The sequence below is a fragment of the Spirulina subsalsa FACHB-351 genome, from assembly GCF_026130165.1.
GTDB lineage: Bacteria > Cyanobacteriota > Cyanobacteriia > Cyanobacteriales > Spirulinaceae > Spirulina_A > Spirulina_A subsalsa_A.
In genome coordinates, this window is the sequence record NZ_JAIHOM010000088.1 from 1 (window position 1) to 21,820 (window position 21,820).

Consider the following 21,820-nt stretch of genomic DNA (forward strand, 5'->3'; position numbering starts at 1 on the left):
GCACAAATTGTCATGCTAAGAGTGATCCCTGAGCCTTAGCTAAAGAGTCGTGCTTCGCTGTTTCTATACTGGTCGGGTTTCATCCCGTCGGTAAAACCGAGGGTCTTCACCCGACATTGCAGATAAATTTTTTACAAAAAACCTTGCTGGAAGGACAAGAAAATTGTGAGGCTGACCCACTCGCCGCCTCACCCCCCCGACTTCACCCTGAGCATGAGGATTGACATGACAACAACCGCCCTGCAAAGCCTAGGGCAGATTAAACAACCGATCATCAGGGTAGTTACTAACCGCCCGTTGCAGGGCTGATAAAGCACGGTTATAGGTGACAATAGCCGCTAAGAGATTCCCTCGCGCCCGAGTTAACTCGCTTTGGGCATTAATCACATCGGTTTGTGTCCCCACTCCCGCCGTAAAGCGTAAACGAGCTAACCGGAGACTTTCCTCCGCCAACTGTACCGCAGCCGTTGCGGTGCGGATGTTTTCCCCATTGGCTTGGAGATTAAAAAAGGCCTCTTCCACTTCACCCCGAATAATATTGCGTTGACGCTCAAATTCCACCTCAGCCAACTCAATATCAATCTCCTCCGCCTCACTATTCGCCCGGGCTAGTCCCCCATCAAACAAGCGCCAGCGAAACTCAGCCCGCAAACTATAGCCCCCAGCCGGACCCAAACCATCCCCAAACACGCCCAACATATTGGCATTGGCTCTCAGGTTAATCTGGGGTCGTAAATCGGCCAAAGCCGCCCGCCGTTGCTGCTCGTTAATTTCCCGTTGGACTAATTGCTGTTCCAATTCCGCCCGGTTTTTATAGGCTTGAATAATGCTTTCTTCGAGAGACATTTCCCACTGTCCGGCGGGTTGAATCTCGTCAGCAATGGTCACTTCTACCGTTTGCCCCAGAGCTAATTCCTGCACCAACTGACGACGAGCAATGCTTTGAGCCGCCCGAGCGCGGGTGAGGGATTGATTACTATTGGCTAACTCCACTTGGGCGCGCAACACATCAAAGCGAGTGCCTAAACCTGCTTGTTCTAAGAGTTCGGCATCCCGTAGGGTTTGCTGGGCTTGTTCCACAGAAGCCTGTTCAATATTCACCGTGGCATCAGCTTCTTGTAGGGCGTAGTAGGCGTTAGTGGTATTAAACCGGATTTGTTCACTCACTCGCTCCCACTCTAGGCGATTTAAGCGGATTTGCTCCTCAGCTTGGCGAATTTGGGCATTGCGCCGCCCGCCATTGTAGAGGTTATAGACCAGTTCTAACCCCGCATCAAAGGAGTCAGTGACACTAGAGCCTCCCGACACTTGACCGAAGGGGGTGCGCCGTTGTAATCGACCGGAAGCCGAATCATTGCGGCTGAGGCTCATAGTTAGGTCTAGATTGGGATACCAAGCCGCTAGAGACGCTCTTAGACCAGCTTGGGCCCGTTCTATGTTGAGGCGGGCGGCTTGGAGTTGGGGGTTATTCCGTCGGGCCAGTGCGATCGCCTCCTGTAACGTAATCGGGCGAGACAAATCAACCGTCACCTCTTCCGGCTGAGTCGGGAAAAACAACGGGTTAGCACTGGGGTTTAAGCGCTCCAAATCACTCAGCCCGGCCCCCTGCACCCCCGGAGCCTGTAACGGAGCCGCCTGATCTTCCACCTCCTCCAGCCCCAAACTTGGCACCCGCTCACTGGGATCAAAGGTTCCCGAGGGATTGGTTAATTCATCCTGTAACTCATCTAAACGGTCATCAGTAGTTTGGGCCAACAGTTGCCCTTCTTCGACCCGGGGAGGGGAACTCTCCGCCTGTTGGGGGACATTTGGCGGCGGAATCACCCCTCCTTCTGTAGCATCCGGCTCAACCTCTAAAGCCCTTTGCTCCAACACTAAGCTTAAGTCGTCCGTCGTCGAGTCTATTCGGTCTAGTTCGCCTCCCATCCCTTGGTCAGCATTCATCACAGCCCTCACCTCGTCCTCCCGGACACCCACTGGGTCAACGTCCACAGCCGTGGTCAGTATGACCGGATGGGTTTCTTCAAGAGATGGCACCGTGGGTCTGTGTTTGTTCAACTCTGGCAGCCCCCCACTCGGCACCACTGCCCCTAATTCATCCTGACCCTTGAATTTCAGAGGCACTGGCTCCAGGTCAGGCATTAGGTTCATCGAAACCCAAGCAGAGGGAGCAGACTCCGAGGGAGTTTCTAATCCTTGAGCCAACTTGAGAGTCTCGGTTTTTTGGGCTACCCTAGCCCGAGGGGGCTTTTCAATGAAGCGGCCTAAAGTCTCTTCGGGAGACTTCGATGGCGATAAAGCGGGACTCGATAAACTGTCCTCTGGCTCAGTCTGGGCTGGATCTCCCACGGAGAGTTCCTGCGCTTTGGCACTCATGCCATAACCTAGAGCTATGACCGTCCCTACACTCACAACCACAAAATAACGAAAGGCTAGCATTAATCTACTGACTCGATGTTTTTTTGCTGAATTCACCTCCCCCATTCCTCCCATGAAGGGTTAGGGGACACCAAGGACAGTGTATCTTGCAAGCGGGTTTTTTCGCTGAGGAGATTGCGTGAATGCTCCGCTTATGAGGCTGTGTCCTGGGGACGGGCTACGCCAAGGCGTTCATTCGTAGGATGCGCGGCGGTTTTGCTCAAATAGCCTTCAAGGACATTGCCCGTTGCAGTTGGATTAACTCATCCCGATGACCTCGCACCGTTACGAAATGACCAGGGGGGGTTTCTGGGGAAGGTTCGATTTTCAGGAGAACTTGCTCCACTCGTCCGGCTTTTTGCCAGTACACCCACCCCCCCACAGGAGCTAAGGCAATTAACCCCCAAAATAAGAGGGTCAGTTGGGGCAGGAGATAAGATAAAATCAGGGCAAAACAGACCAGACCACAGCCCGCGAGTAGGCTAAGGAAAACAGCTAAAAACCAACTGGGGCGGACAAACCCCTCAAATGTCACCTGTTGGCTTTCTTCGTCTACCTGGGCCACCCGATAGGCCCGTTGATCAAAATAGCCTTGTAATTGAGTCAATAGGGACTCTTCGGGTAAATCGCTCCAGAGTTGGACTTGTTCGGTGCGGTCTTTAAAGGAAGCCCGAATAAAGAAAAATAACCCGATCATTAACAGTAGGGTCAGGAAAAAGGTCGATCCCAATACTGATGTATTCATAAAAAATTTAGCTAAAGTCAAGTATTTGTTACAATTCTTGACTAATTGTCCCTTGTTTTTGCCCCCCAAGCAATTTTTCCAGCAAAAACCCTACCCCGGAGGCAGAGGTAGGGTTTAGAAGGGGAGAAATACCCAGTGGCAGCAAAAAGGACTACTACGACCATATATAGGCTTGGTCGCAGTACCCTTTCAGCCCAGCGATGGTTTGATTACATAGCTTGACTGACTCCACTAATGTAATTGCGCCAGAAACGCGCTAACTCATCAGCCTGCTTGCGGGCGTTATAACAAATCTGATACATTCGGCGAGGCCTACCCCGTCCTTCGACCTTTTTCCAGTACCCTGTAATGGTTTTTTCCTCTTCGAGGAACTTCAGCGCACTGTATAAAACGGTGTCAGAAAGACGATAATTAGGATGCTCGATTTCTAGACGTTCGATCAATTCAGACCCGTAGGACTCCCCATTTAAGAGAACTGAAAGAATATAGCAAACTGCCAATTCCTTATTGAGGTAATCGGGGGGGGGATCTTGAAAAAAGTTGTAAATATCTTCAAACTTCATTAGTCTAACCCGTTGTATGTCCCAGTTAACGAAATAGGAAAGCCTGATTACTCCCTGTCAACTGTGGATGCACCCCAGCAAGCTGGTATACTTTGGACGATTGCCCTTTTGATATAACCATTTCATCTAGACCATTTCATCTGGACTATTTCATCCGTATTGAACGGCTTGATGGGTTGGGTGGCTTCTAGCTCAACGTGATAAGGATGATCGGAAAACAGGACCCGAGAAACACTACCTAGTATTTACTTCGGTCATTGAGAATCAAATCCAGAGAAAAAGAAAATTAACATCATTCGCCATCCTCAATGATTTGTCCACGTTGATTAATTCATGGCAATTAATTCATGGCAATTAATTCATGGCAATTAGTTCATGAAAATTAATGACCAGCCCTTAATTACCGATATTTGAAGCCAGTTCGAGTTGCACCTTGGGGGAAAAGCGAACTTTCTCTGATTGGAGCTTTATCCCCAAGATAACATCTCCACCAGAGAAAATATAGTTAATTTCCCGGAGATCGTTATCATTTGTAAACTAGCGGACGCTCTGGTTGAGTATCCTCAGATTCCCGTAGATTTGTCTAAAACTGCGAGATTTTGAGCGGTGGGGGGCAAAGATTGGCAGAAACAGAGGTTGTTGGCCAACAGCCGCGAGCAAGGAGGGCAAGGGTTTCCGGTAGGACGGGGTTATAGTTGGCGATCGCACGGCCACTATTCCCCTGATAAGCCAACAGACTCACCACCAACCCCAAAGCATAGATTCCCGTCGTCAGATAACGCTTCCAGCATTGCACTTGATACTCTAGCTCCATCACAGTCTCCTCAACACCAAGAGTGTTAATCTCCCACATTCCTACGCTCTAGGACGGAGAAAATCCGTAAAAGGTTGAGCAAAACGACCCGCCGTTTGGCTCATTTTTGGTGATCATTTTGGTAATCCCAGTATGATTAATAATTCATTATCAAAACGGCTAACCAAAGTTGGTTAAAATGAGGAAAGTTGTTTAACTTCCGACAACTCCCTCCTTTCCCGTGAACTTATGAAAAACACCTCTCCATTAACCACCCCCCTGCCTCAAAAAGTGCTTCAAGTTTCGGCAGACTTACGTTTTGCGGGTTTGGTCGGCTTTTGGATGCAGTTAGTTCTCGGTGTCATCTCCACCGTCACCGTCTTATTTGCCAGTTCAAGCTTTATTGATCAAACCAACACGGCCAACACCGCAGGCAACGAATTTGGCGTATTTTGTGCCGTTTGTGGTCTGATTGCCCTCGGCATTGGGATTTACTTCTCTTGGCGCTATCTGGCCATTGCCAAACTCCTAAGAAATCCCGAAGCAAACCGTCGTCCCAATAAAGCCGATACCATCCGTATGATTCGCCTAGGTCTTATGGTGAATCTAATTGGGATGCTCTTAACCATTATCGGAGCCGAGGCCATTGTAGGCTTAGTATTAGCCAAATCCCTCGCCAATCCTCCCGGACAGTTAAACCTAGACCCTAACAAATTAGTCAACTCCATTGATTTATTAGTCATCCAGGCCAACACCCACACCATCGCCGCCCACTTTGGGGGAATTGTCGCCTCTCTACTCCTTTTAAACCGCATTACTCGCTAATTTGAAATAAGCTAAGGAAGCAAAGACCAACAGTGCGTCCGGGCTTTAAAGTCCGATCTTTTCCCGCGCCATGTTTTGATAAGATGAGAGGGTTGGTTCTTCCCCGACACCGACCGATTCCGGTGCGGGTCTTCCTCTATTTTTACTTAAAATCCGTGTTAGACCTTAAACAAATTCGCGAAAACCCCACCGAGGTACAAAATCGTCTGCAACGACGCAGTGATGTCTACGATTTAACGCCGATTCTCGATTTAGATACTAAACAACGAGAATTACAAACGACTCGCACCCAATTACAAGCGCGTAGTAATGAAATTGGTAAACTCATTGGACAAAAAATGAAGTCTGGGAGTGACCCGAAAAGTGAAGAAATTTTAGCCCTAAAAAACGAGGGAAATGAGATTAAAGCTCAACTGGCTGATTTAGAACCCCAAGAAAAGGATCTCAAGACACAACTTGAGGACTTATTATTAGAATTGCCCAATTTGCCCAGCGATTCAACCCCCATCGGCAAAAGTGAAGAGGAAAATGTAGAAGTGCGGCGTTGGGGTGATGAATATTTACCTACGAATCCCCACATTTTACCCCATTGGGAGATTGGGGAACAGTTAGGGATTTTAGATTTTAAACGGGCGGTTAAAGTAGCTCAAAGTCGCTTTGTCAATTTAGTTGGCGTGGGGGCAGCTTTAGAACGGGCGCTGATTAATTTTATGTTAGATCGGCAAACAAAGGCGGGTTATATTGAAGTGTTACCTCCTATTTTAGTCAATCGTCAAAGTTTAACGGGAACGGGACAGTTGCCGAAGTTTGCCGAGGAAAGTTTTCAATGTGAAGGGGACGATTTATGGTTAATTCCTACGGCTGAAGTTCCTTTAACTAATCTCTATCGGGATGAGATTTTAGATGCGGAACATTTGCCTATTTATCACTGTGCTTATACTCCGTGTTTCCGGCGAGAAGCGGGAAGTTATGGCAAGGATACGAGGGGTTTAATTCGTCTCCATCAGTTTAATAAAGTGGAGATGGTTAAGTTAGTTCACCCAGATACTTCTGAAGCGGAACATGAGAAGATGCTGGACAATGCAACGGCGATTTTAGAGGCGTTAAAACTGCCTTATCGGGTGTTAGAACTCTGCACGGGTGATTTAGGGTTTGGAGCGGTGAAATGCTACGATGTGGAGGTTTGGCTCCCTTCTTCGGGTAAGTATCGGGAGATTTCAAGTTGTTCTAATTGTTGGGATTTTCAAGCGAGACGGGCTAATATTCGCTTTAAGGAAACGGGTAAAAAAGGGACGCAATATGTGCATACTTTGAATGGTTCTGGTTTGGCTGTTGGGCGAACTATGTCAGCAATTTTAGAGAATTATCAACAGGAGAATGGGAGCGTTAAAGTCCCGGAGGTTTTACAACCGTATTTAGGGCGTTCTGTTCTTTAGAGATTTTAAATAGGTAGGTTGGGTGTGGCGACAGCGAAACCCAACAAGTGGCTAAAATTGCCTGTAATCTTGTAGGTTGGGTGTAGCGACAGCGAAACCCAACAAGTGGCTAAGATTGCCTGTAATCTTGTAGGTTGGGTGTAGCGATAGCGAAACCCAACAAATTAATCGGGCGTATAAATAATGAAAATTAAAGCCGATCTCAAAAAGGTTCAAGAACCGATTCAGAATGCTGATCCCGAGGTGCAGGAAGTAATTAAACGGGTGTTAGTTTTAGAAAAAGATAAACTGTATACTAAAAATCCCCGTAATATTAACGATGATATTTTGACAATCATTAAACAAGTGGTGCAATGAGGCTAATTTCAATTCGCTTGTGTAATTTTCGGCAATTTTACGGGAAAACACCGGAGATATATCTAGCGAGTGGGACACGCAATACAACGGTGATTCATGGCAATAATGGGGCGGGTAAGACGACGTTGTTAAATGCTTTTACTTGGGCGCTCTATGAACGGTTTACGGCGGCTTTTGCTTCTCCTGAGTTGTTGGTGAATAAACGGGCGATCGCACAGGCGAATGTGGGGACTTCTATAGATTGCCATGTCGAGATCCAGTTTGAACACGAAACCAAGCGTTACCAAGTGAAACGCCAATGTTATGCTTGGCAAAATTCAGAGGGGAAAATTGAATACGGCAGCAGTAAGTTATTTATGAAGGTGGCGGGGGATGATGGACGGTGGATGATTCCCACGGAACAGCCAGAGGACATTATTGGGCGCATTTTGCCGGAAAGTTTACACCAGTATTTCTTTTTTGATGGAGAACGGATTGATCACATTTTTCGCTCGGAGCAAAAAAGCCGGATTGCGGAAGATACGAAGGAGTTGCTCGGGGTAAAGGTGTTGGATCGGGCGGTGGAGCATTTGAAGAAGGCGAAAAAGACATTGGGGGATGAGTTAAAGACGATTGGGGATAGTGCGACGAAGAAGTTGTTACGGGAACAGGGGAAGTTAGAACAACAGAAGGAGCGCGTGTTAAAACGACAAGGGGAGATTGAGACGGAATGCGCGGCTTTGGATGTGCTGAAACAGCAGGTGAATGAGCGCTTACGGGAGTTAAGTGGCTCGGCGGAGTTACAGAGTCTGAAACTGGAGCTAGAACAGCAGGAAAAGGGGCTACGAGAGAATTTAGGGCGGGCGAAGGGGAATTTACGCCACTTGATCTCGGCTTCGAGTTATACGGTGTTTACGGGGGCTTTAACGGGGGAGTTTCGGGGGGTGTTACTGGGATTACGGGAGCGGGGGGCGTTACCGAGTGGGATTAAGCAGCGTTTTGTGGAGCAGCTTTTAAGGGAAGGGTATTGTATTTGTGGGACTCCTTTGGAGGGGGGAAGTGGTGCCTATGAGGCGGTGCAGGATTGGTTAAATCGGGCGGGGATGGCGGATGTGGAGGAGGCGGCGATTCGCTTGGAGGCTCAGGTGGGGGAGTTGGAGCAACAGATTCCCCAGTTTTGGCAGAGGGTGGATTATGAACAGGGACAGATTCAACAGTGGCGATCGCAATTGGCCCGAGTGGAGGGGGAATTAGATACGGTACAGGAGAAGTTAAGAACCTACCCCGACGAGAATATTCAGGGCTTACAAAAACGTTTAGATGAGACAGAGAGCCAAATTCGCAGCTTGTTGTTAGAACAGGGGGGGAATCAACAGGAGATTGAACGCTTACAAGGGGCGATCGCCGATTGTCAGAAACAGGTGGACAAACATAAGCTAAAAGAAGAGAAACAGGCCTTGGCTCAACGTCGGATTCAAGTGACTCAAGAAGCCATTGCTCGATTAATTGAAGTGCGATCGCGCCTTGAACAACAATTTCGCCTCTCCCTAGAATCCCGTGTTCAGGAAATCTTTGCCACCATCTCCTTTACCCCCTATTTCCCCCGTCTCAGTCCCGATTATGAACTCTCCTTAATGGAAAACACCTCCGGAATTGCCGTTCCAGTGGCCGCTTCAACAGGAGAAAATCAGATTCTCAGTTTATCGTTCATTGGGGGCATTATTGACCGGGTGCGGGAGTGGAGCCAAGAAAACACCCTCATGGGACCCGATAGCAGCACTTTCCCCATTGTCATGGACTCCCCCTTTGGCAGTTTAGATGAAATTTATCGGCGGCACGTTGCCCGCGCTATCCCTCAATTAGCCAATCAATTGGTCGTTTTAGTCTCTAAAACCCAGTGGCGGGGAGAAGTCGCTGAAGAAATGGCGCAATATATTGGAAAACAGTATGTTTTAGTTTATTATTCCCCGAAACCGGATTGCGAGGTTGATCAAATTACCCTCGGCACTGTCACCTATCCTTTAGTTCAGACTAGTGATTCTCCCTATGAGTACACGGAAATTAAGGTAGTAGAGGGTAGGGAATAGCTAGTTGTGGTGGCGTTACAATAGATCAACTTAAAAAATATGTGGCGAGCCAAGACTCTCCAGAGTATTAATTGTGCTTCGCTGTTTCTATATTGGTTGGCTTTTCATCTCATCGGTGAAACCGAGAGCCTTCAAGCCAACATTTAAGGTAATACCAATTCGCTAAAATAGGGAGAAGATAGAGGTCGTAAAAATGAGAAAAGCACAGACAATCGAGATCATCGAATCAGCCGCAGAATTGACATCTCCCATGGCCTGGGCAAGCCAGGCTATTCAACGCAGCAAACTTCAGGTGCTGTGGTGGCTGAAAAGCGAAACTGAAGGTTCCCCGTCCAGTATCGGAGAAACAGAAGCCAGGTGCCGTTGAGGCGTTTAAGCAAACTTCTCAGTGAGCATCGAGAGTGCGATAGCCCCGATGAGTAGCAGAGAAACTGAGCGAGCGGTGCGTTACTGGGCCAGTGACGAGAGCCGAGTGGGATTGGATTGAACAGGGTCTCTCTGTTGCTGGATTTTAGAGACTTGGTATAAGACTGTGAGTAGGGGCAACCCAAAAACGGTAGTGATTCCCTCAAGAATCGCCCGATAAATCGGAGAAGCATCAACCCTAAGAATCTATGATAAAAATTCATGTAATTGGTGGCGGACTGGCCGGTACGGAGGCTGCTTGGCAAATTGCCCAAGCGGGGGTTTCTGTTGTTCTCCATGAAATGCGTCCGGTAGGTCGTAGTCCAGCCCATCACTCCGACGCTTTAGCGGAGTTGGTCTGTAGTAATTCCTTTGGAGCAATGGCGAGCGATCGCGCTGCCGGACTCCTCCATACTGAACTGCGCCAATTAAACTCTATTATTATCCAAAAAGCAGATCAACACGCCGTTCCCGCCGGGGGAGCTTTGGCCGTAGATCGGGGGGTATTCAGTGACGACCTCACCCAAACCCTCAGCCAGCACCCCCACATTACCCTACAACGGGAGGAAGTGTCAGCTATCCCACCGGAGGGAGTCGTTGTCCTGACCACAGGCCCCCTGACCAGTCCCGCCCTCGCAGAAGACCTACAACGCTTCACGGGCTTGGACTATATGAGCTTTTTCGATGCGGCCAGCCCCATTGTAGTGGGTGACTCCATCAATCAGGATATTGCCTTTCTGGCCTCCCGTTATGACAAGGGCGAGGCAGCCTATCTCAACTGTCCCATGAACCGGGAGCAGTATTTGCACTTCTGGCAAGAACTTTGTGGCGCAGAACAAGCCCCAGTCAAGGATTTTGAGCGGGAAACGGCTAAGTTTTTTGAGGGCTGTTTGCCCATTGAAGAGTTAGCCCAACGGGGAGAAGACACCATGCGCTACGGCCCCCTCAAACCTGTGGGCTTGTTTGATGGGCGTTTAGGGGACTTTAAAGCCCCGGAAAACCAAGATAAACGCCCCTATGGGGTGGTTCAGTTGCGCCAAGAAGATAAGGCCGGTCAACTGTGGAATATGGTGGGTTTTCAAACGAATTTGCGCTGGGGGGAACAAAAACGGGTATTTCGCCTGATTCCGGGCTTGGAAAAGGCGGAGTTTGTGCGGATGGGGGTGATGCACCGCAATACGTTTATTAACTCCCCGGAATTGTTAAAACCGACCTTACAGTTTAAACAACGGTCATCTCTCTTGGCGGCGGGTCAGTTAGTGGGGACGGAAGGCTACACGGCGGCGGCGGCTGGGGGCTGGCTGGCGGGAACTAATGCGGCGCGTTTGGTGCTGGGTTTAGACCCTGTTATACTTCCCCCGACTACCATGATGGGGGCGTTATTGGAGTTTATCACTTCAGCCTCGCCGAAACATTTCCAACCGATGCCCCCCAATTTTGGGATTTTGCCACCTTTAGGGCATAAAATACGCGGTAAACGAGAAAGATATGGCGTTTACCGCGATCGCGCTTTGGCAGATTTAGAACAGTGGAAACAAACCTTTAAGAGGGATGGGGTTGCCCTCTTTTAGGGAAAGATTTCCGGGGCAAAGATTTCCGGGGTTAAGTGGCCACAGGTTCTGTGTTATTTGTCAAAGTGTTATTTGTCAAAGTCCTGTGCAAAGACTCACCCTGCAACCGTTGATGATATTTAGTCATCAACACGCTCAAAAGGTCAGGCATTTCCTGCCTGCAATGGGGACAATACCAGTAGGCTCGCCCCTTTTGAGCATACATCAGCATCTGTTGAGAACAACAAGGACAGGGAATCATATGGGTTCTATAAAATAAACAGTTTTAAAAGTAGGGTCGCACCCCTATTCCCCAGTGTAGGCAAAGAACTCTCAAATGTTTGTAAAGATAAATCACATTTATGGGAGATAAGGCAACATTTGATCATTAAGGAGAAATAAGTCAATCTACGGTTGTAGTGAAAGTAACAATTGATTAAATTAACCCTATTGTTAATTTTAATAGTTTTTGGATTCTCAGCGTCAGTTTATTTATGAATTATCACAAACCGACCTATTTTACCAGTTTTCTGTATCAATGGCTACTATGTCTTACGGTTTTAATTGCTCTAGGGTTGGGCTTTAGCCCAGTGGCTTCTGCCAACTCTCCGGCGAATAATTTATTGCAGCACTGGCAGGAAAAAATCCATGAACAACAGACTGAACTCACAGAAGAACAAAGCCGTCTCACAGAAGTTGAGCAATCGGCCCAGCGTTATTTAGATAATTTACAGCGTAATATCCAGATTATGGACTTACAGTTAAATTATTACCAAACGGAGTTAGAGGAGAATAATCGCCAATTACAAGAATTATCGGCACAATTAAACCAAGAGCGGCAAGTCTATGCCCCCCAATTAGAGGCAACGGTGGCAAGGCTGCGTTTTTTGCAACGTCAATCCCTGAGTAGTCAAGGTTGGCGTTTTTTGCTCCATAGTGAGAATTTAAATGATTTTTTTGACCGTCGCGCCCGTTTAAAGTTAGTGTATGAAGCGGATCGGGAAAAGTTGGCGAAATTGCAACAAAAATCCGATAAAATTAAGGCACAAAAGTATCAAGTACAAGAGCAAAGTCAGAAAATTGCGGAATTGACCCAACAAATCGCGACGCAAAAATCTGATATTGAAGCGCAATTTACTATTCAACAACAATTATTGAATCAGTTGGGGGGAGATTTAGCCGCCCTGAAAGCGGTTCAGGAAAAACTGGCGGAGGACTCGGAGGGCATTAGTCGTTTAATCCAAAAACGGGCTAGGGGGAGCAATCCAATTATTTTGGGGGGAACAGGTCAATTTGCGGTGCCTCATCAAGGCCCTGTTACCAGTACCTTTGGCTGGCGACAACATCCGGTGTTAGGGGGGAAACGCTTACATGGGGGAATTGATTTTGCTGGGGATGTGGGCAGTCCCATCTATGCTTCAGATAGCGGCACGGTGATTTTTTCGGGCTGGTATGGGGGCTATGGGCGAACGGTGGTGATTGATCATGGGGATGGCTTAACGACGCTGTACGGACACGCTAGTAAGCTGTATGTGAGCGAAGGACAGCCTGTTAAACAGGGCGAGGCGATCGCAGAAGTGGGAACCACGGGCCTCTCCACGGGTCCCCATCTACATTTCGAGATTCGTCGCAACAGCCAACCCATTGATCCCTTAACCTTAGTGCAGGTTCCCACGGAACAATTAGGACAACTCCCTTAGTGACCCGTTAAGGCTGAAAGTCTTCTGGTCAAGTGCAGGGAATTCAAGATCAATTTCCCCATCTTACTATTCACTGGGGAATTGACGATTGATCATTCTTTGGGCTATTCAAGAATCTCAGCGTCTTTAGACCTGAGAGTGTCAAAGATTGCCCATTCCCCCCAAAATTTTCGATAAGATGGGGGCAAGATGTTATCAGGAAGCAACGTTAGAGGGATGAGCAAAAGATTAGTCTGGTTGTTAGGGAGTTTCGCCAGTGTGGGCTTGATTGTTCCCGTGCAAGCTTTGCAAGAGTCCACAGGCGATCGCGGTATTGCAGCCCAACGTCTTCATCAAGCCCCCTACAACCTGATTGGGCGTAAAATTGGTTTAGGTCAAGTCGAAGTGGGACGACCGGGGAAATTCGGCTTAGATAAAACCCCATCCGCCGCTTTACGTTCCGTTGTCGTGACAGGAGTTTTTTTACAAGATAGCCCCGCAAAAGCCAATAGTAATTTAGATTCCCATGCCTCTATGGTTGCAATGGTCATGGTGAGTCAAGATAAAGCCTTAACAGGTGTGGCCCCCGGAGCGCGTTTATACTCCTCTGCCATTGGCTCCTTGCGACATGGCGGACAACCAGAAGAATGTCTCTCCGCCCAGCATATCGCCCTGCAAAATGGGGGAGATGTGCGGGCGATTAACTTTAGTTTTGGGGAACCCTTGCGCCGAGATCCTCGCCCTGACCCAATTTTAGACGGCAATGCTCTCCTGACGCGCTGTGTGGATTGGTCTTCTCGGGTTCATAATACCCTCTATGTGGTGGCAGGGAATCAAGGGAGTGGGGGGATTCCCATTCCGACAGATAATTTTAATGGGATTAATGTGGCCTCCTCTACACCCCGGGAGGATGGTTTTACGAAACTGGATTTTTCTAATTTAAGTGATGTACCCGAAGGAATTGGGCGAAGTTTAATCCTACGGGAAATTAATGTCGGGCCCCGTCGTTCCATTGGTTTAGTTGCACCCGGTAGCCAAATTACAGTTTATAACCTACAGGGACAAGCGGTTCCGGTGATGGGAACCAGCTTCGCGGCGCCCCATGTGGTGGGGACTGTAGCCTTATTACAGGAATTCGGCGATCGCCAACTAGCCAGCAATGCCCCCCAATGGACCACCGATGCCCGACGCAGCGAAGTCATGAAGGCCATCCTCCTCAACTCCGCCGATAAACTAAAAGATCCCGGAGATGGTCGCTATTTAGGCATGAGTCGCACCCTCCACACCAAAGAAAATGACACTTGGCTGGAAGGAGATGCCGCTCAAGATCCCAAAATTCCCCTCCATATGCAAATCGGCACAGGTCACTTAAACGCCTATCGTGCCTATCAACAGTTTAGTCCCGGTCAGTGGTCAGCCTCAGCCCCAGTTCCCCCCATCGGCTGGGATTATGGCACAGTGGTCGTTAATCGTGTGCAGGATTATGTACTCGAAAAACCCTTGAAAGAAGGAACCTATGCCGCCCTCACCCTCGCTTGGCATCGTTTAGTCGAGTTAAACGATGAGAGCAATACAGGTTTATTTACAGTGGGGGATAGTTTCCATGATCGGGGATTAAATGACTTAAATCTCTATCTCCTCCCCCTAGATGCCCAGACGACGGAAGAAAGTATCTGTTCTTCTGTGAGCGAGGTGGATAGTGTAGAACATATTTTTTGTCCAATTCCCCAAACAGGACGCTACAAAATCCGCGTTGAGTACCGCACCCAAATGAACGAACCTACTCAAGCTTATGCCCTAGCTTGGTGGACGGCAACACAGAAATAGGGAACAATTATTAATTATCAATTATCAATTGCCACCTGTTCCCTACTAACCAACGGATTGGGACAACTTAAAAGCCTTGCATTAAATCATAATAAGTCGCCGCCATTTCCTCCGGCTTTCCACTTAAAGGAAACAGTAAAATACTCTCGACTCTAGGATTTTTAACCAAACCTTCTAGTTGATTAAATTGCCGTTCTGTGATAGCAATTCCATTGCTAGCTTCCACATATTTCATCTCATCTTGAAAATTTTCCTCCGCATAAACTTGAATAAAAGCGCGGTCAATATCCCAATTTTCCCAATCTGCCGCAAAATATTGTTTTGCCCAATAGGGATTATGATGAGCAATATCAAAACTGACATTCGGATTGGCTTTTTTCATGGCGTGGATCATATTCTGCACAAAATTTGTCAGCTTTTCTGTGCGGTCTACTTGTCCCGGTAATTCGGCATGATAGCCTAAATAATCATCCCACTGTACCGCATCAATTTGAGGATATTTCTGCACAAACTCCACTAAAATATCAGTCATATATTGAGCCACTTCCGGCACAGTCACATCTAACACATAATGATCCACTCCCGGATGGGTTCGATCTACCCCAGCCACAATCCAACGGCGCTGTACAGCTAGATCAAATAGAGGACTATCCTCATCAATTTTAATTCCTTTCTCAAAATAAGCATGAACTTCTATCCCCTGTTTGTGGGCTTCATCAATTAACCAATCAAGCCATTGATCTTGGAATTGATTGGGACAACTGCGAGCATTAAAAGTATTAGCCATCACTTCACTGGGGTACATAGTGCAAGCATTTCCCCAAACCCCATGAATGATGGTATTAATGCCTTTAGAACGGTAATAACGCACTCGTTCCCGGATCATTTGTTCACTCGCATTATTGGTAATTTGATAACGACTGATATAAATTCCCCGTAAATTTTGCTGCCGTTGTTGAGGGGAGGTGGGGGGAGTTATGGCAGCAGGGGAAGGAATCACAGAGGGGGAAGTTATTGGAGGACTAGGGGATGCGTTAACAACGGGGGGAGAGGAGGAGGTTTCTAAAGGGATAAAGTCGGGGAGAAAATCATCTAAGGGAACCTGTTGTGCGATATAGCCTAACATGGCTTGGGGAACTCCTAAATCATGGAGTTTTGTCCATCCCCAAATTCCTAAGCCAAGACCGAGAATGAGAACAGAGATGGGAATGCTACAACAACCACAACCCCCTTTTTTTTGCTTTGATTTTGTCATGTTAATAAAAGATACCTAGGGTTAGCTTACCCAGTTCCTTGAGGATGTTTGCTATCTATTGTATGAATTCAGCCAAATCTAGGAAGATTTCTGAGAGAGTGGGCGTAGGTTTCACAAAACTTAAAATTCATGTCAAAATGACAGAGTAGTGATTGAGTGGGTTTTCTAATTGAGGCAATGCTGATGACCCTAAATGTGAATCAACCCAATTCTAATGATGCTGTATTGGGAGGAATGGCGATTCCCCTAGAGGGCTTAGTGTTGGGGGGGCTAGAGGGTGTAAAACAGAGAATTGTCAATGGCGATCGCAGAACTCAAGCCATAGCCCTGAAAGAAACGCTAAACTACGGAGAAGACGGTCGCCTTGTTCTCTATCAAGTATTAAATCATAGTCAAGGGACACTACAAGAGTCCGCTTGGCGCATTTTGTGGGACAATACCCAAGACGAGCAAGAACAGGAAGCCTTACGGGCTTATCTCCCCCTCAGTTCCGTGTTAGGGGTTGATCATCAAAAAAAACTCCTCACCTATGCCCACGTTTTACCTAAAGTCAAACTGAGTCGCGCTAATCTACAAGGAGCGAATTTACAAGGCAAAAATTTACTAGAAGCCAACTTAATTGAAGCCATTTTAATTGGAGCGAATCTAGAAGGCGCTGAACTCAGTTGTGCAGACTTGCGCGGGGCAAATTTGAGCAACGCCAATCTACGACGGGCGAATCTAAGCGGAGCGAATTTGTGTCAAGCGACACTAGAACGCAGTAATTTAGAGCAAACCTACCTCATTGAGTCCATTCTCAAAGGGTGTGATTTAGTCGGGGCGAATTTAACGGGGGCGAATCTCACCGATGCCAATTTACACAGCGCCAACTTGCGAGAGGTGAATTTTAGTGAGTCATTTCTGAGTCGAGCTAATTTCCGGGAGGCCTTTCTCTGTCAAGCCGATTTATCCGATGCTGACCTCCGACGGGCGATGTTAAGTAATGCCGATTTACGGGAAGCCAATTTGAAAAATGCCAATCTCCGGGGGGCTAATTTACGCGGCGTGAATTTACAGGGCGCTTGTGTGGAAAATACCCGCTTTGGGGAAAATCACTGGTTTTCTACCGCCGTTTGGTTAGATTTGGAAGCAAGAGGGGCAATTTTTGAGAATTGATATTTTGTCTCACAGAAGCGGTTTTGGTAGGGGCGTGAATTCCCCTACTGCTCCGTTTTAAGGGTGAATTACCGACTGATCATCCTACGAATAGATGAGCAGCTTCGGGATTCACAGCTAAAAACGATAATTCACACTAAAATACAAACCATCATCCTGGGCGTTAGTTTGGCGATCGCGAATATTAATCAACGGCAACGTCCCATCCAATCGAATCGTCAGATTCTTGACCGGAATCCAGATTAAGCCAGCCCCCAACCCCGCCAAAAAAGCATTAGACTGAATCTGACTCGGATTACTCGGATTATTCCACACCATCCCCCCATCAACAAAAGGCGCAAACTGCAAAAGACTCTCCTCCTCCTCATCCCGCCATAACGTAATCCGACCCTCCACCGACAAGCGCCAGCCATTATCCCCAGACCTAGCCCCTTGACGGTAGCCCCGCAGCGTTTGACCCCCCCCCATACTAAACACCTCCGAAGCCAACAAATTACTCGGACTTAGTTGAACATCCCCCTGCACAATCAAGAGATGATCCCGACCCAACCGTTGCACCCGCGCCCCTTGACCCAACCAACTGAAAAAGCGAGCATCCGGCGTAGGTGAACTATTGCCCGTCGTCCCAAACAACCCCGTCCCCAGATTAAACTGAGAACGCAAACTCCAAGCCCCCCGACCATCCCGTTTCGTGTAATCCTGACCGAAATAAATCACCGAGGTACGAGTGCGACCATCCGCCTGGGCCCCCACCCCAAACGGCGTTGCAACATTATCAAATAAAAACGTTTGTCCCGTCTTACGACGAAAACCCAAAGACAGCGCCAACTCCTCCCCCGCAGACCGCACCAACGGCTGACGGAAACTGAGATCATACAACTGAGAATTCCCACGAATCCCCAACTCGCGAAACGCCGGAGTCGTAATCCGGTTCTGATCCAACACCACCCGCAAATCCACCGTCCCATTCATCGGATTTACCGGAAGACTATAGCTAAAATCCCCCGCCTGGTAGCCCCCCGTAAACGTGCCAGTATAGCCCAAACGCAGCAGATCCCCAAACCCAGTTAAATTGCGATACCCCAAACTTAACCCCATACGTTCAGCACCCACCGACTCCGGGGAATAATTATCCGTAAACACCAGTCCTGAGAACGGTTTCACCTCCTCTATATCCAACAACAGGCGACTCGTTCCCAACTCCTCACCCGTTTGTAAATTCACATCAATCGACTTAAAATTGGGGTCAATGGTCAACAGACGCAGTTGATCCTCCAAAGCATTAGCATTAAACGGAGTCCCAATGCCCAAATTCAGGCGACTGCGCACATAATGAGGATTCATCCGTTTTAATCCCGTGATCACCACCTCATCTAAAGTCCCCTCAACAATCAGAATGGTGATATCTCCCCCCGCCAACGGTTGAGTCGGTAAGATAGCGCGAGAAGTAATATAGCCCTGATCTAAATACAGTTGCGTAATCGCCCTCACCGCTTGATTCAGTTGCCCCAAAGTCGTTTCCCCAGTCACCCCCTCCAAAATCGGCACAAAATCAGCATCCGTGAATACCGTACTCCCTTCCACCCGAATTCGTTCAATCCTGAGCGGTGTCGGGTCATCCAAATCCCTCGTATCCAGACCCTCTGGAGTGGTGAAAATCTCCCCCTCTTCTAGCAATTGGGGCAAATCCTCATCCCGTTCTAAGCCCGGTTGGTCAGCAACCTGAACCCCTCGACCAGAGAAATTAGATGGGGGTTGACTCAAATAGCTGGTTTCCCTCGAAACAGGCTGAATGTCAGTCGAGGCTTGAGCTAGGATTTCGTGAGTTAGTCCCACCCACAAACTTAAACCCGTAAGCAAAATTAACGCAGATTGATTCATTTTGTTTCACCTATCACACTTGAGAAATTTGCGCAATCCCTTGCAAGGGAGGGTAGAGAGGATACCTTAACTCAGTGAGAATCGGCTAGCTTTTCCCTTCCTTGAGTAGAATCCCCCTCAATCCCCCTTCTAAAGGGGGACTTCCGGATTTCCCCTCCCGTCTTATTCCCCCCTTCCAAAGGGGGGCTAGGGGGGATAAATCCCACCCTTCCAAAGGGGGGCTAGGGGGGATAATCCAGAAGCATTAATAACTCACTGTTAACTTAGCAGTCAATCTCTTAATCCCCTTGGAACCGTAAACAATACTCATCCAAACTCACTGAACTCAACTCCTCCCCATCCGAGACAAACTCCTCAGAAGCGGCGACATCTAGCTGAGGAAGAGCGGCACAGACCGACGGCCAAATTCCCTTCAGGTTAGAGGAGGTCATATCGTCCACTGGGTTCAACCAAATGCCTCGCAAAAGAGCAAAATCTAGGGGTATGGAAGGAGTAAATGCCGAGGGAGTAATTACCGTAGGAGTAACTACCGGAGGAGTAACTACCGGAGGAGTCACTGCCGAGGGAGTAACTGCCGAGGGGTTAACTACCGGGGGAGTATAGGCAAAATTAAACGTCACAGGGGTTAAACCCGGCACTGCTGCTAACACCGAGAAATTGCCCAAGGCCTCTGTCCCATTAAAGAAATTAATCGCCATCCCTTCCCCATTGGTTAGCACCGTCGTCCCATTGCTAAACGTTCCCGTTGCCCCATTAGCCGTAAAATTCACACTGGCCCCCACACCCGGAACAATGCCAAAGACGGCCTCTGTTACCTTCACACTCACATCCAAATTAGCAGGAAGACTGCTCACCGTTTGGTTGAGTGGAGCTACTGGGGTAATCGCAAAACCCTGCCACTCAAAAGCCCCCATATCCACTGTGCCTCCTACAATGCGCGCCCCCGGTGCGCCTCGTTGGTCTGTGGTTAAGCCTGTGGCTAGGTCGTTACTGCCCCCATTGAGGGCAGGACTATTTAACCCCAGAGCATGGGTTTGGGTGGGGCCGCCGTTGTTGGCGAGGGGCCCCAGGCGGGGATCAAGGCCAACAATGTTACCGTTCACGCCGTTGGTGGGGACTCCGGTGCTGCCGTTGGCATCCATGTCAGCAGTGTTGCGGATGAGGCTATGGCTAATGTTGAAAGTATGGGTTCCATCGAATAATATGCCGACATCAGGGCCGGTGGGGGCGGTGTTATTGGCGATGATGCTGTTGTTAATGGTGTGGGTGTTGTCCGAGTAGAGTGCTAACCCCCCCCCGGTATTATTTGCGGTATTAAAAGCAATGGTGGAATTGGTCAGCGTCACTGCTGCATCGCTGGAAATCCCACCCCCAGAGCTACCTGATGAATTACCAGAAACAGTAGAATTGGTCAGCGTCACTGTCCCATTGCTGCGAATCCCGCCCCCAAAGCCACCTGATGAATTACCAGAAACAGTAGAATTGGTCAGCGTCACTGCCCCATAGCTCCGAATCCCGCCCCCAATGCCGCCACCTAACGAATAATTACCAGAAACAGTAGAATTGGTCAGCGTCACTGCCCCATCGCTGTGAATCCCGCCCCCATTTCCTGACGAATTACCAGAAACAGTAGAATTGGTCAGCGTCACTGCCCCATTGCTATAAATCCCGCCCCCAAAGCCCCCCGCACCGGCATTACCCCCCGTAATCGTGATGTTCTGGAACGTAGTGGGCACGTTGTCCGTTATATTAAACACCTGCGAGGCATTATTGCCGCTCACCGTTGAGCCATTACCATCAATCGTCAGGCTCTTGCCTCCCCAACTAATCCCAGTCCCCCCCAGCGTCACCGTCCGCGCTGTATCAAAAATCACCGTATCCCCCGCTGCCGCTGCCCCAATTCGCTCCCGCAGAGAACCCGCCCCCGCATCATTGGCATTCGTCACCGTGAGAATTGCTAACTTACCCTCCCAACCACTCAGGGTTTCTGCTGTAAACGGCGTTCCCACCTCAATACTGCCCGTGCTGTATTCCAGATTCCAATCCCCTCCATAATTCTCGCTCCCCGTCGCATTGGTCGAAGCTGCCACATCCAGCCCCGTCAATGCTGCTAGACGCTGGACAAATCCCTGACCCAGTTCTCCTAATGCTGTGAAACAACTATAAATCAGTAAATCTGCCCCGGCTGTTAAACTCTTTGACCACTGCCCTAATTGTTCTCCATACTGTTCTAGGGTTTCGCTATTGATCCAATTTTTCCCTAACCAGAAGTTCCCCTCATGGCCTTCGGCTGTTATGGCCACTCCATCGAGTTTTGCCCCTTCTGCCTTAATCCTCGCTAATTGACGGCTCACGGCACTTATTCCTTCTTCCTCTCGTGGCACAATGCGAGAAATTGTTCCCTCTGCTCCTCCATAGAGTAAGGTGTCGGGATGGTCAGCCCGACTATCAATTACATTGAGAATATTTGTCCCTCCCTCACGGGGAAACCTGACCACGGTGGTGTCTCCTTCCACGAGACGGGGGTCTAGGGGAGTTACCCCCCCACTTGCCATTAACTGCACTTCTGGGGCGCTCATTCTCCCGGCAATGACTACTTCTCCTTGTTCTAAACGTATCGGAGAACCTACCAGCCACAATTGACCGTCATCTCCTATTTCCACTCCTGTGGCGCTGCCGATGTCACTCCCTCCGGTTAGGTAACGGGGTAGGTCTTCGGGTCGTAATCCGAGGGGAGTATTAGGGTTAACACTATCACTGGGTAAGGCTTCTAGGACTAATCCTAATTTCATCCCTTCGTGGGTTAGCTTGACTTGGCTTTGTCCGGGGATGGCGGCTAGGGTAATTGTGCCGTTGGGGGTTTCC

15 protein-coding genes and 1 pseudogene are annotated in these 21,820 nt (G+C 48.6%); 9 read left to right on the top strand and 7 right to left on the bottom strand.

Going from position 1 to position 21,820, the window contains the following annotated elements:
- Positions 1–249 precede the first annotated feature (249 nt).
- From K4A83_RS16015 to K4A83_RS16030, 4 genes are all read right to left on the bottom strand, one after another.
- Positions 250–2,439 carry a TolC family protein gene (locus tag K4A83_RS16015; RefSeq protein WP_265265628.1) on the bottom strand — a complete coding sequence of 730 codons (2,190 nt, stop codon included), beginning with the start codon at positions 2,437–2,439 and terminating at the stop codon, positions 250–252.
- A 199-nt stretch (positions 2,440–2,638) separates the two neighbouring features.
- On the bottom strand, positions 2,639–3,163 hold the full coding sequence (locus K4A83_RS16020; protein ID WP_265265629.1) for a cofactor assembly of complex C subunit B: 525 nt from the start codon (positions 3,161–3,163) through the stop codon (positions 2,639–2,641).
- Positions 3,164–3,372: 209 nt separating this feature from the next.
- Complete coding sequence (locus tag K4A83_RS16025) at positions 3,373–3,726, bottom strand: PadR family transcriptional regulator (protein ID WP_265265630.1); 354 nt, start codon at positions 3,724–3,726, stop codon at positions 3,373–3,375.
- Positions 3,727–4,309: 583 nt separating this feature from the next.
- Positions 4,310–4,540 carry a hypothetical protein gene (locus K4A83_RS16030; protein WP_265265632.1) on the bottom strand — a complete coding sequence of 77 codons (231 nt, stop codon included), beginning with the start codon at positions 4,538–4,540 and terminating at the stop codon, positions 4,310–4,312.
- A 228-nt stretch (positions 4,541–4,768) separates the two neighbouring features.
- Here K4A83_RS16030 and K4A83_RS16035 point away from each other — a divergent pair, with 228 nt between their 5' ends.
- The 8 genes and pseudogenes from K4A83_RS16035 (at position 4,769) to K4A83_RS16065 (ending at position 14,664) form a co-directional block, all read left to right on the top strand.
- Complete coding sequence (locus K4A83_RS16035; RefSeq protein ID WP_265265633.1) at positions 4,769–5,344, top strand: DUF3611 family protein; 576 nt, start codon at positions 4,769–4,771, stop codon at positions 5,342–5,344.
- A 155-nt stretch (positions 5,345–5,499) separates the two neighbouring features.
- Positions 5,500–6,780 carry a serine--tRNA ligase gene (serS, locus tag K4A83_RS16040; protein ID WP_265265643.1) on the top strand — a complete coding sequence of 427 codons (1,281 nt, stop codon included), beginning with the start codon at positions 5,500–5,502 and terminating at the stop codon, positions 6,778–6,780.
- A gap of 183 nt (positions 6,781–6,963) precedes the next feature.
- Positions 6,964–7,137, top strand: a complete 174-nt coding sequence (locus K4A83_RS16045) for a hypothetical protein (protein ID WP_265265634.1) — start codon at positions 6,964–6,966, stop codon at positions 7,135–7,137.
- Positions 7,134–9,203, top strand: coding sequence for an AAA family ATPase (locus K4A83_RS16050; protein WP_265265635.1), 2,070 nt, complete (start codon positions 7,134–7,136; stop codon positions 9,201–9,203). Before K4A83_RS16045 ends, K4A83_RS16050 begins: the two co-directional genes overlap by 4 nt.
- Positions 9,200–9,274: pseudogene (locus K4A83_RS24030) on the top strand (IS200/IS605 family transposase); the annotation flags it as partial. The gene K4A83_RS16050 and the pseudogene K4A83_RS24030, both read left to right, overlap by 4 nt.
- 543 nt (positions 9,275–9,817) lie before the next feature.
- Entirely contained in the window at positions 9,818–11,179 is a 1,362-nt protein-coding gene (gene trmFO / locus K4A83_RS16055; RefSeq protein ID WP_265265636.1) for an FADH(2)-oxidizing methylenetetrahydrofolate--tRNA-(uracil(54)-C(5))-methyltransferase TrmFO, read from the top strand.
- A 473-nt stretch (positions 11,180–11,652) separates the two neighbouring features.
- Complete coding sequence (locus K4A83_RS16060) at positions 11,653–12,858, top strand: murein hydrolase activator EnvC family protein (protein WP_265265637.1); 1,206 nt, start codon at positions 11,653–11,655, stop codon at positions 12,856–12,858.
- 216 nt (positions 12,859–13,074) lie between these two features.
- The gene (locus K4A83_RS16065; RefSeq protein WP_265265638.1) at positions 13,075–14,664 is read left to right on the top strand and encodes a S8 family serine peptidase; all 1,590 of its coding nucleotides are present in this window, start codon (positions 13,075–13,077) and stop codon (positions 14,662–14,664) included.
- Between the two features lie 67 nt (positions 14,665–14,731).
- On the opposite strand, the gene K4A83_RS16070 is transcribed toward K4A83_RS16065, so the two are convergent.
- A complete protein-coding gene (locus K4A83_RS16070; RefSeq protein ID WP_265265639.1) occupies positions 14,732–15,919 on the bottom strand; it encodes a family 10 glycosylhydrolase in 1,188 nt (395 codons plus the stop codon).
- Between the two features lie 183 nt (positions 15,920–16,102).
- On the opposite strand from K4A83_RS16070, the gene K4A83_RS16075 reads away from it, so the two are divergent.
- Positions 16,103–17,074 carry a pentapeptide repeat-containing protein gene (locus tag K4A83_RS16075; RefSeq protein WP_265265640.1) on the top strand — a complete coding sequence of 324 codons (972 nt, stop codon included), beginning with the start codon at positions 16,103–16,105 and terminating at the stop codon, positions 17,072–17,074.
- 117 nt (positions 17,075–17,191) lie between these two features.
- Here the strand turns inward: K4A83_RS16075 and K4A83_RS16080 are convergent, their stop codons facing one another.
- Both K4A83_RS16080 and K4A83_RS16085 read right to left on the bottom strand, forming a co-directional pair.
- Positions 17,192–18,955 (bottom strand): ShlB/FhaC/HecB family hemolysin secretion/activation protein, encoded by a 1,764-nt coding sequence (locus K4A83_RS16080; protein WP_265265641.1) that lies wholly within the window; start codon positions 18,953–18,955, stop codon positions 17,192–17,194.
- Between the two features lie 278 nt (positions 18,956–19,233).
- Positions 19,234–21,820 (bottom strand): DUF4347 domain-containing protein (locus tag K4A83_RS16085; RefSeq protein ID WP_265265642.1); only part of this gene is annotated, 2,587 nt, incomplete at its 5' end.

Coding starts and splice junctions, on each gene's coding strand:
- K4A83_RS16050 (WP_265265635.1), top strand. CDS start 7,134: ATGAGGCTAATTTCAATTCGCTTGTGTAATTTTCGGCAATTTTACGGG.
- K4A83_RS16075 (WP_265265640.1), top strand. CDS start 16,103: ATGACCCTAAATGTGAATCAACCCAATTCTAATGATGCTGTATTGGGA.
- K4A83_RS16065 (WP_265265638.1), top strand. CDS start 13,075: ATGAGCAAAAGATTAGTCTGGTTGTTAGGGAGTTTCGCCAGTGTGGGC.
- K4A83_RS16070 (WP_265265639.1), bottom strand. CDS start 15,919: ATGACAAAATCAAAGCAAAAAAAAGGGGGTTGTGGTTGTTGTAGCATT.
- K4A83_RS16030 (WP_265265632.1), bottom strand. CDS start 4,540: ATGGAGCTAGAGTATCAAGTGCAATGCTGGAAGCGTTATCTGACGACG.
- K4A83_RS16015 (WP_265265628.1), bottom strand. CDS start 2,439: ATGCTAGCCTTTCGTTATTTTGTGGTTGTGAGTGTAGGGACGGTCATA.
- K4A83_RS16080 (WP_265265641.1), bottom strand. CDS start 18,955: ATGAATCAATCTGCGTTAATTTTGCTTACGGGTTTAAGTTTGTGGGTG.
- K4A83_RS16045 (WP_265265634.1), top strand. CDS start 6,964: ATGAAAATTAAAGCCGATCTCAAAAAGGTTCAAGAACCGATTCAGAAT.
- K4A83_RS16035 (WP_265265633.1), top strand. CDS start 4,769: ATGAAAAACACCTCTCCATTAACCACCCCCCTGCCTCAAAAAGTGCTT.
- K4A83_RS16060 (WP_265265637.1), top strand. CDS start 11,653: ATGAATTATCACAAACCGACCTATTTTACCAGTTTTCTGTATCAATGG.
- trmFO (WP_265265636.1), top strand. CDS start 9,818: ATGATAAAAATTCATGTAATTGGTGGCGGACTGGCCGGTACGGAGGCT.
- K4A83_RS16025 (WP_265265630.1), bottom strand. CDS start 3,726: ATGAAGTTTGAAGATATTTACAACTTTTTTCAAGATCCCCCCCCCGAT.
- K4A83_RS16020 (WP_265265629.1), bottom strand. CDS start 3,163: ATGAATACATCAGTATTGGGATCGACCTTTTTCCTGACCCTACTGTTA.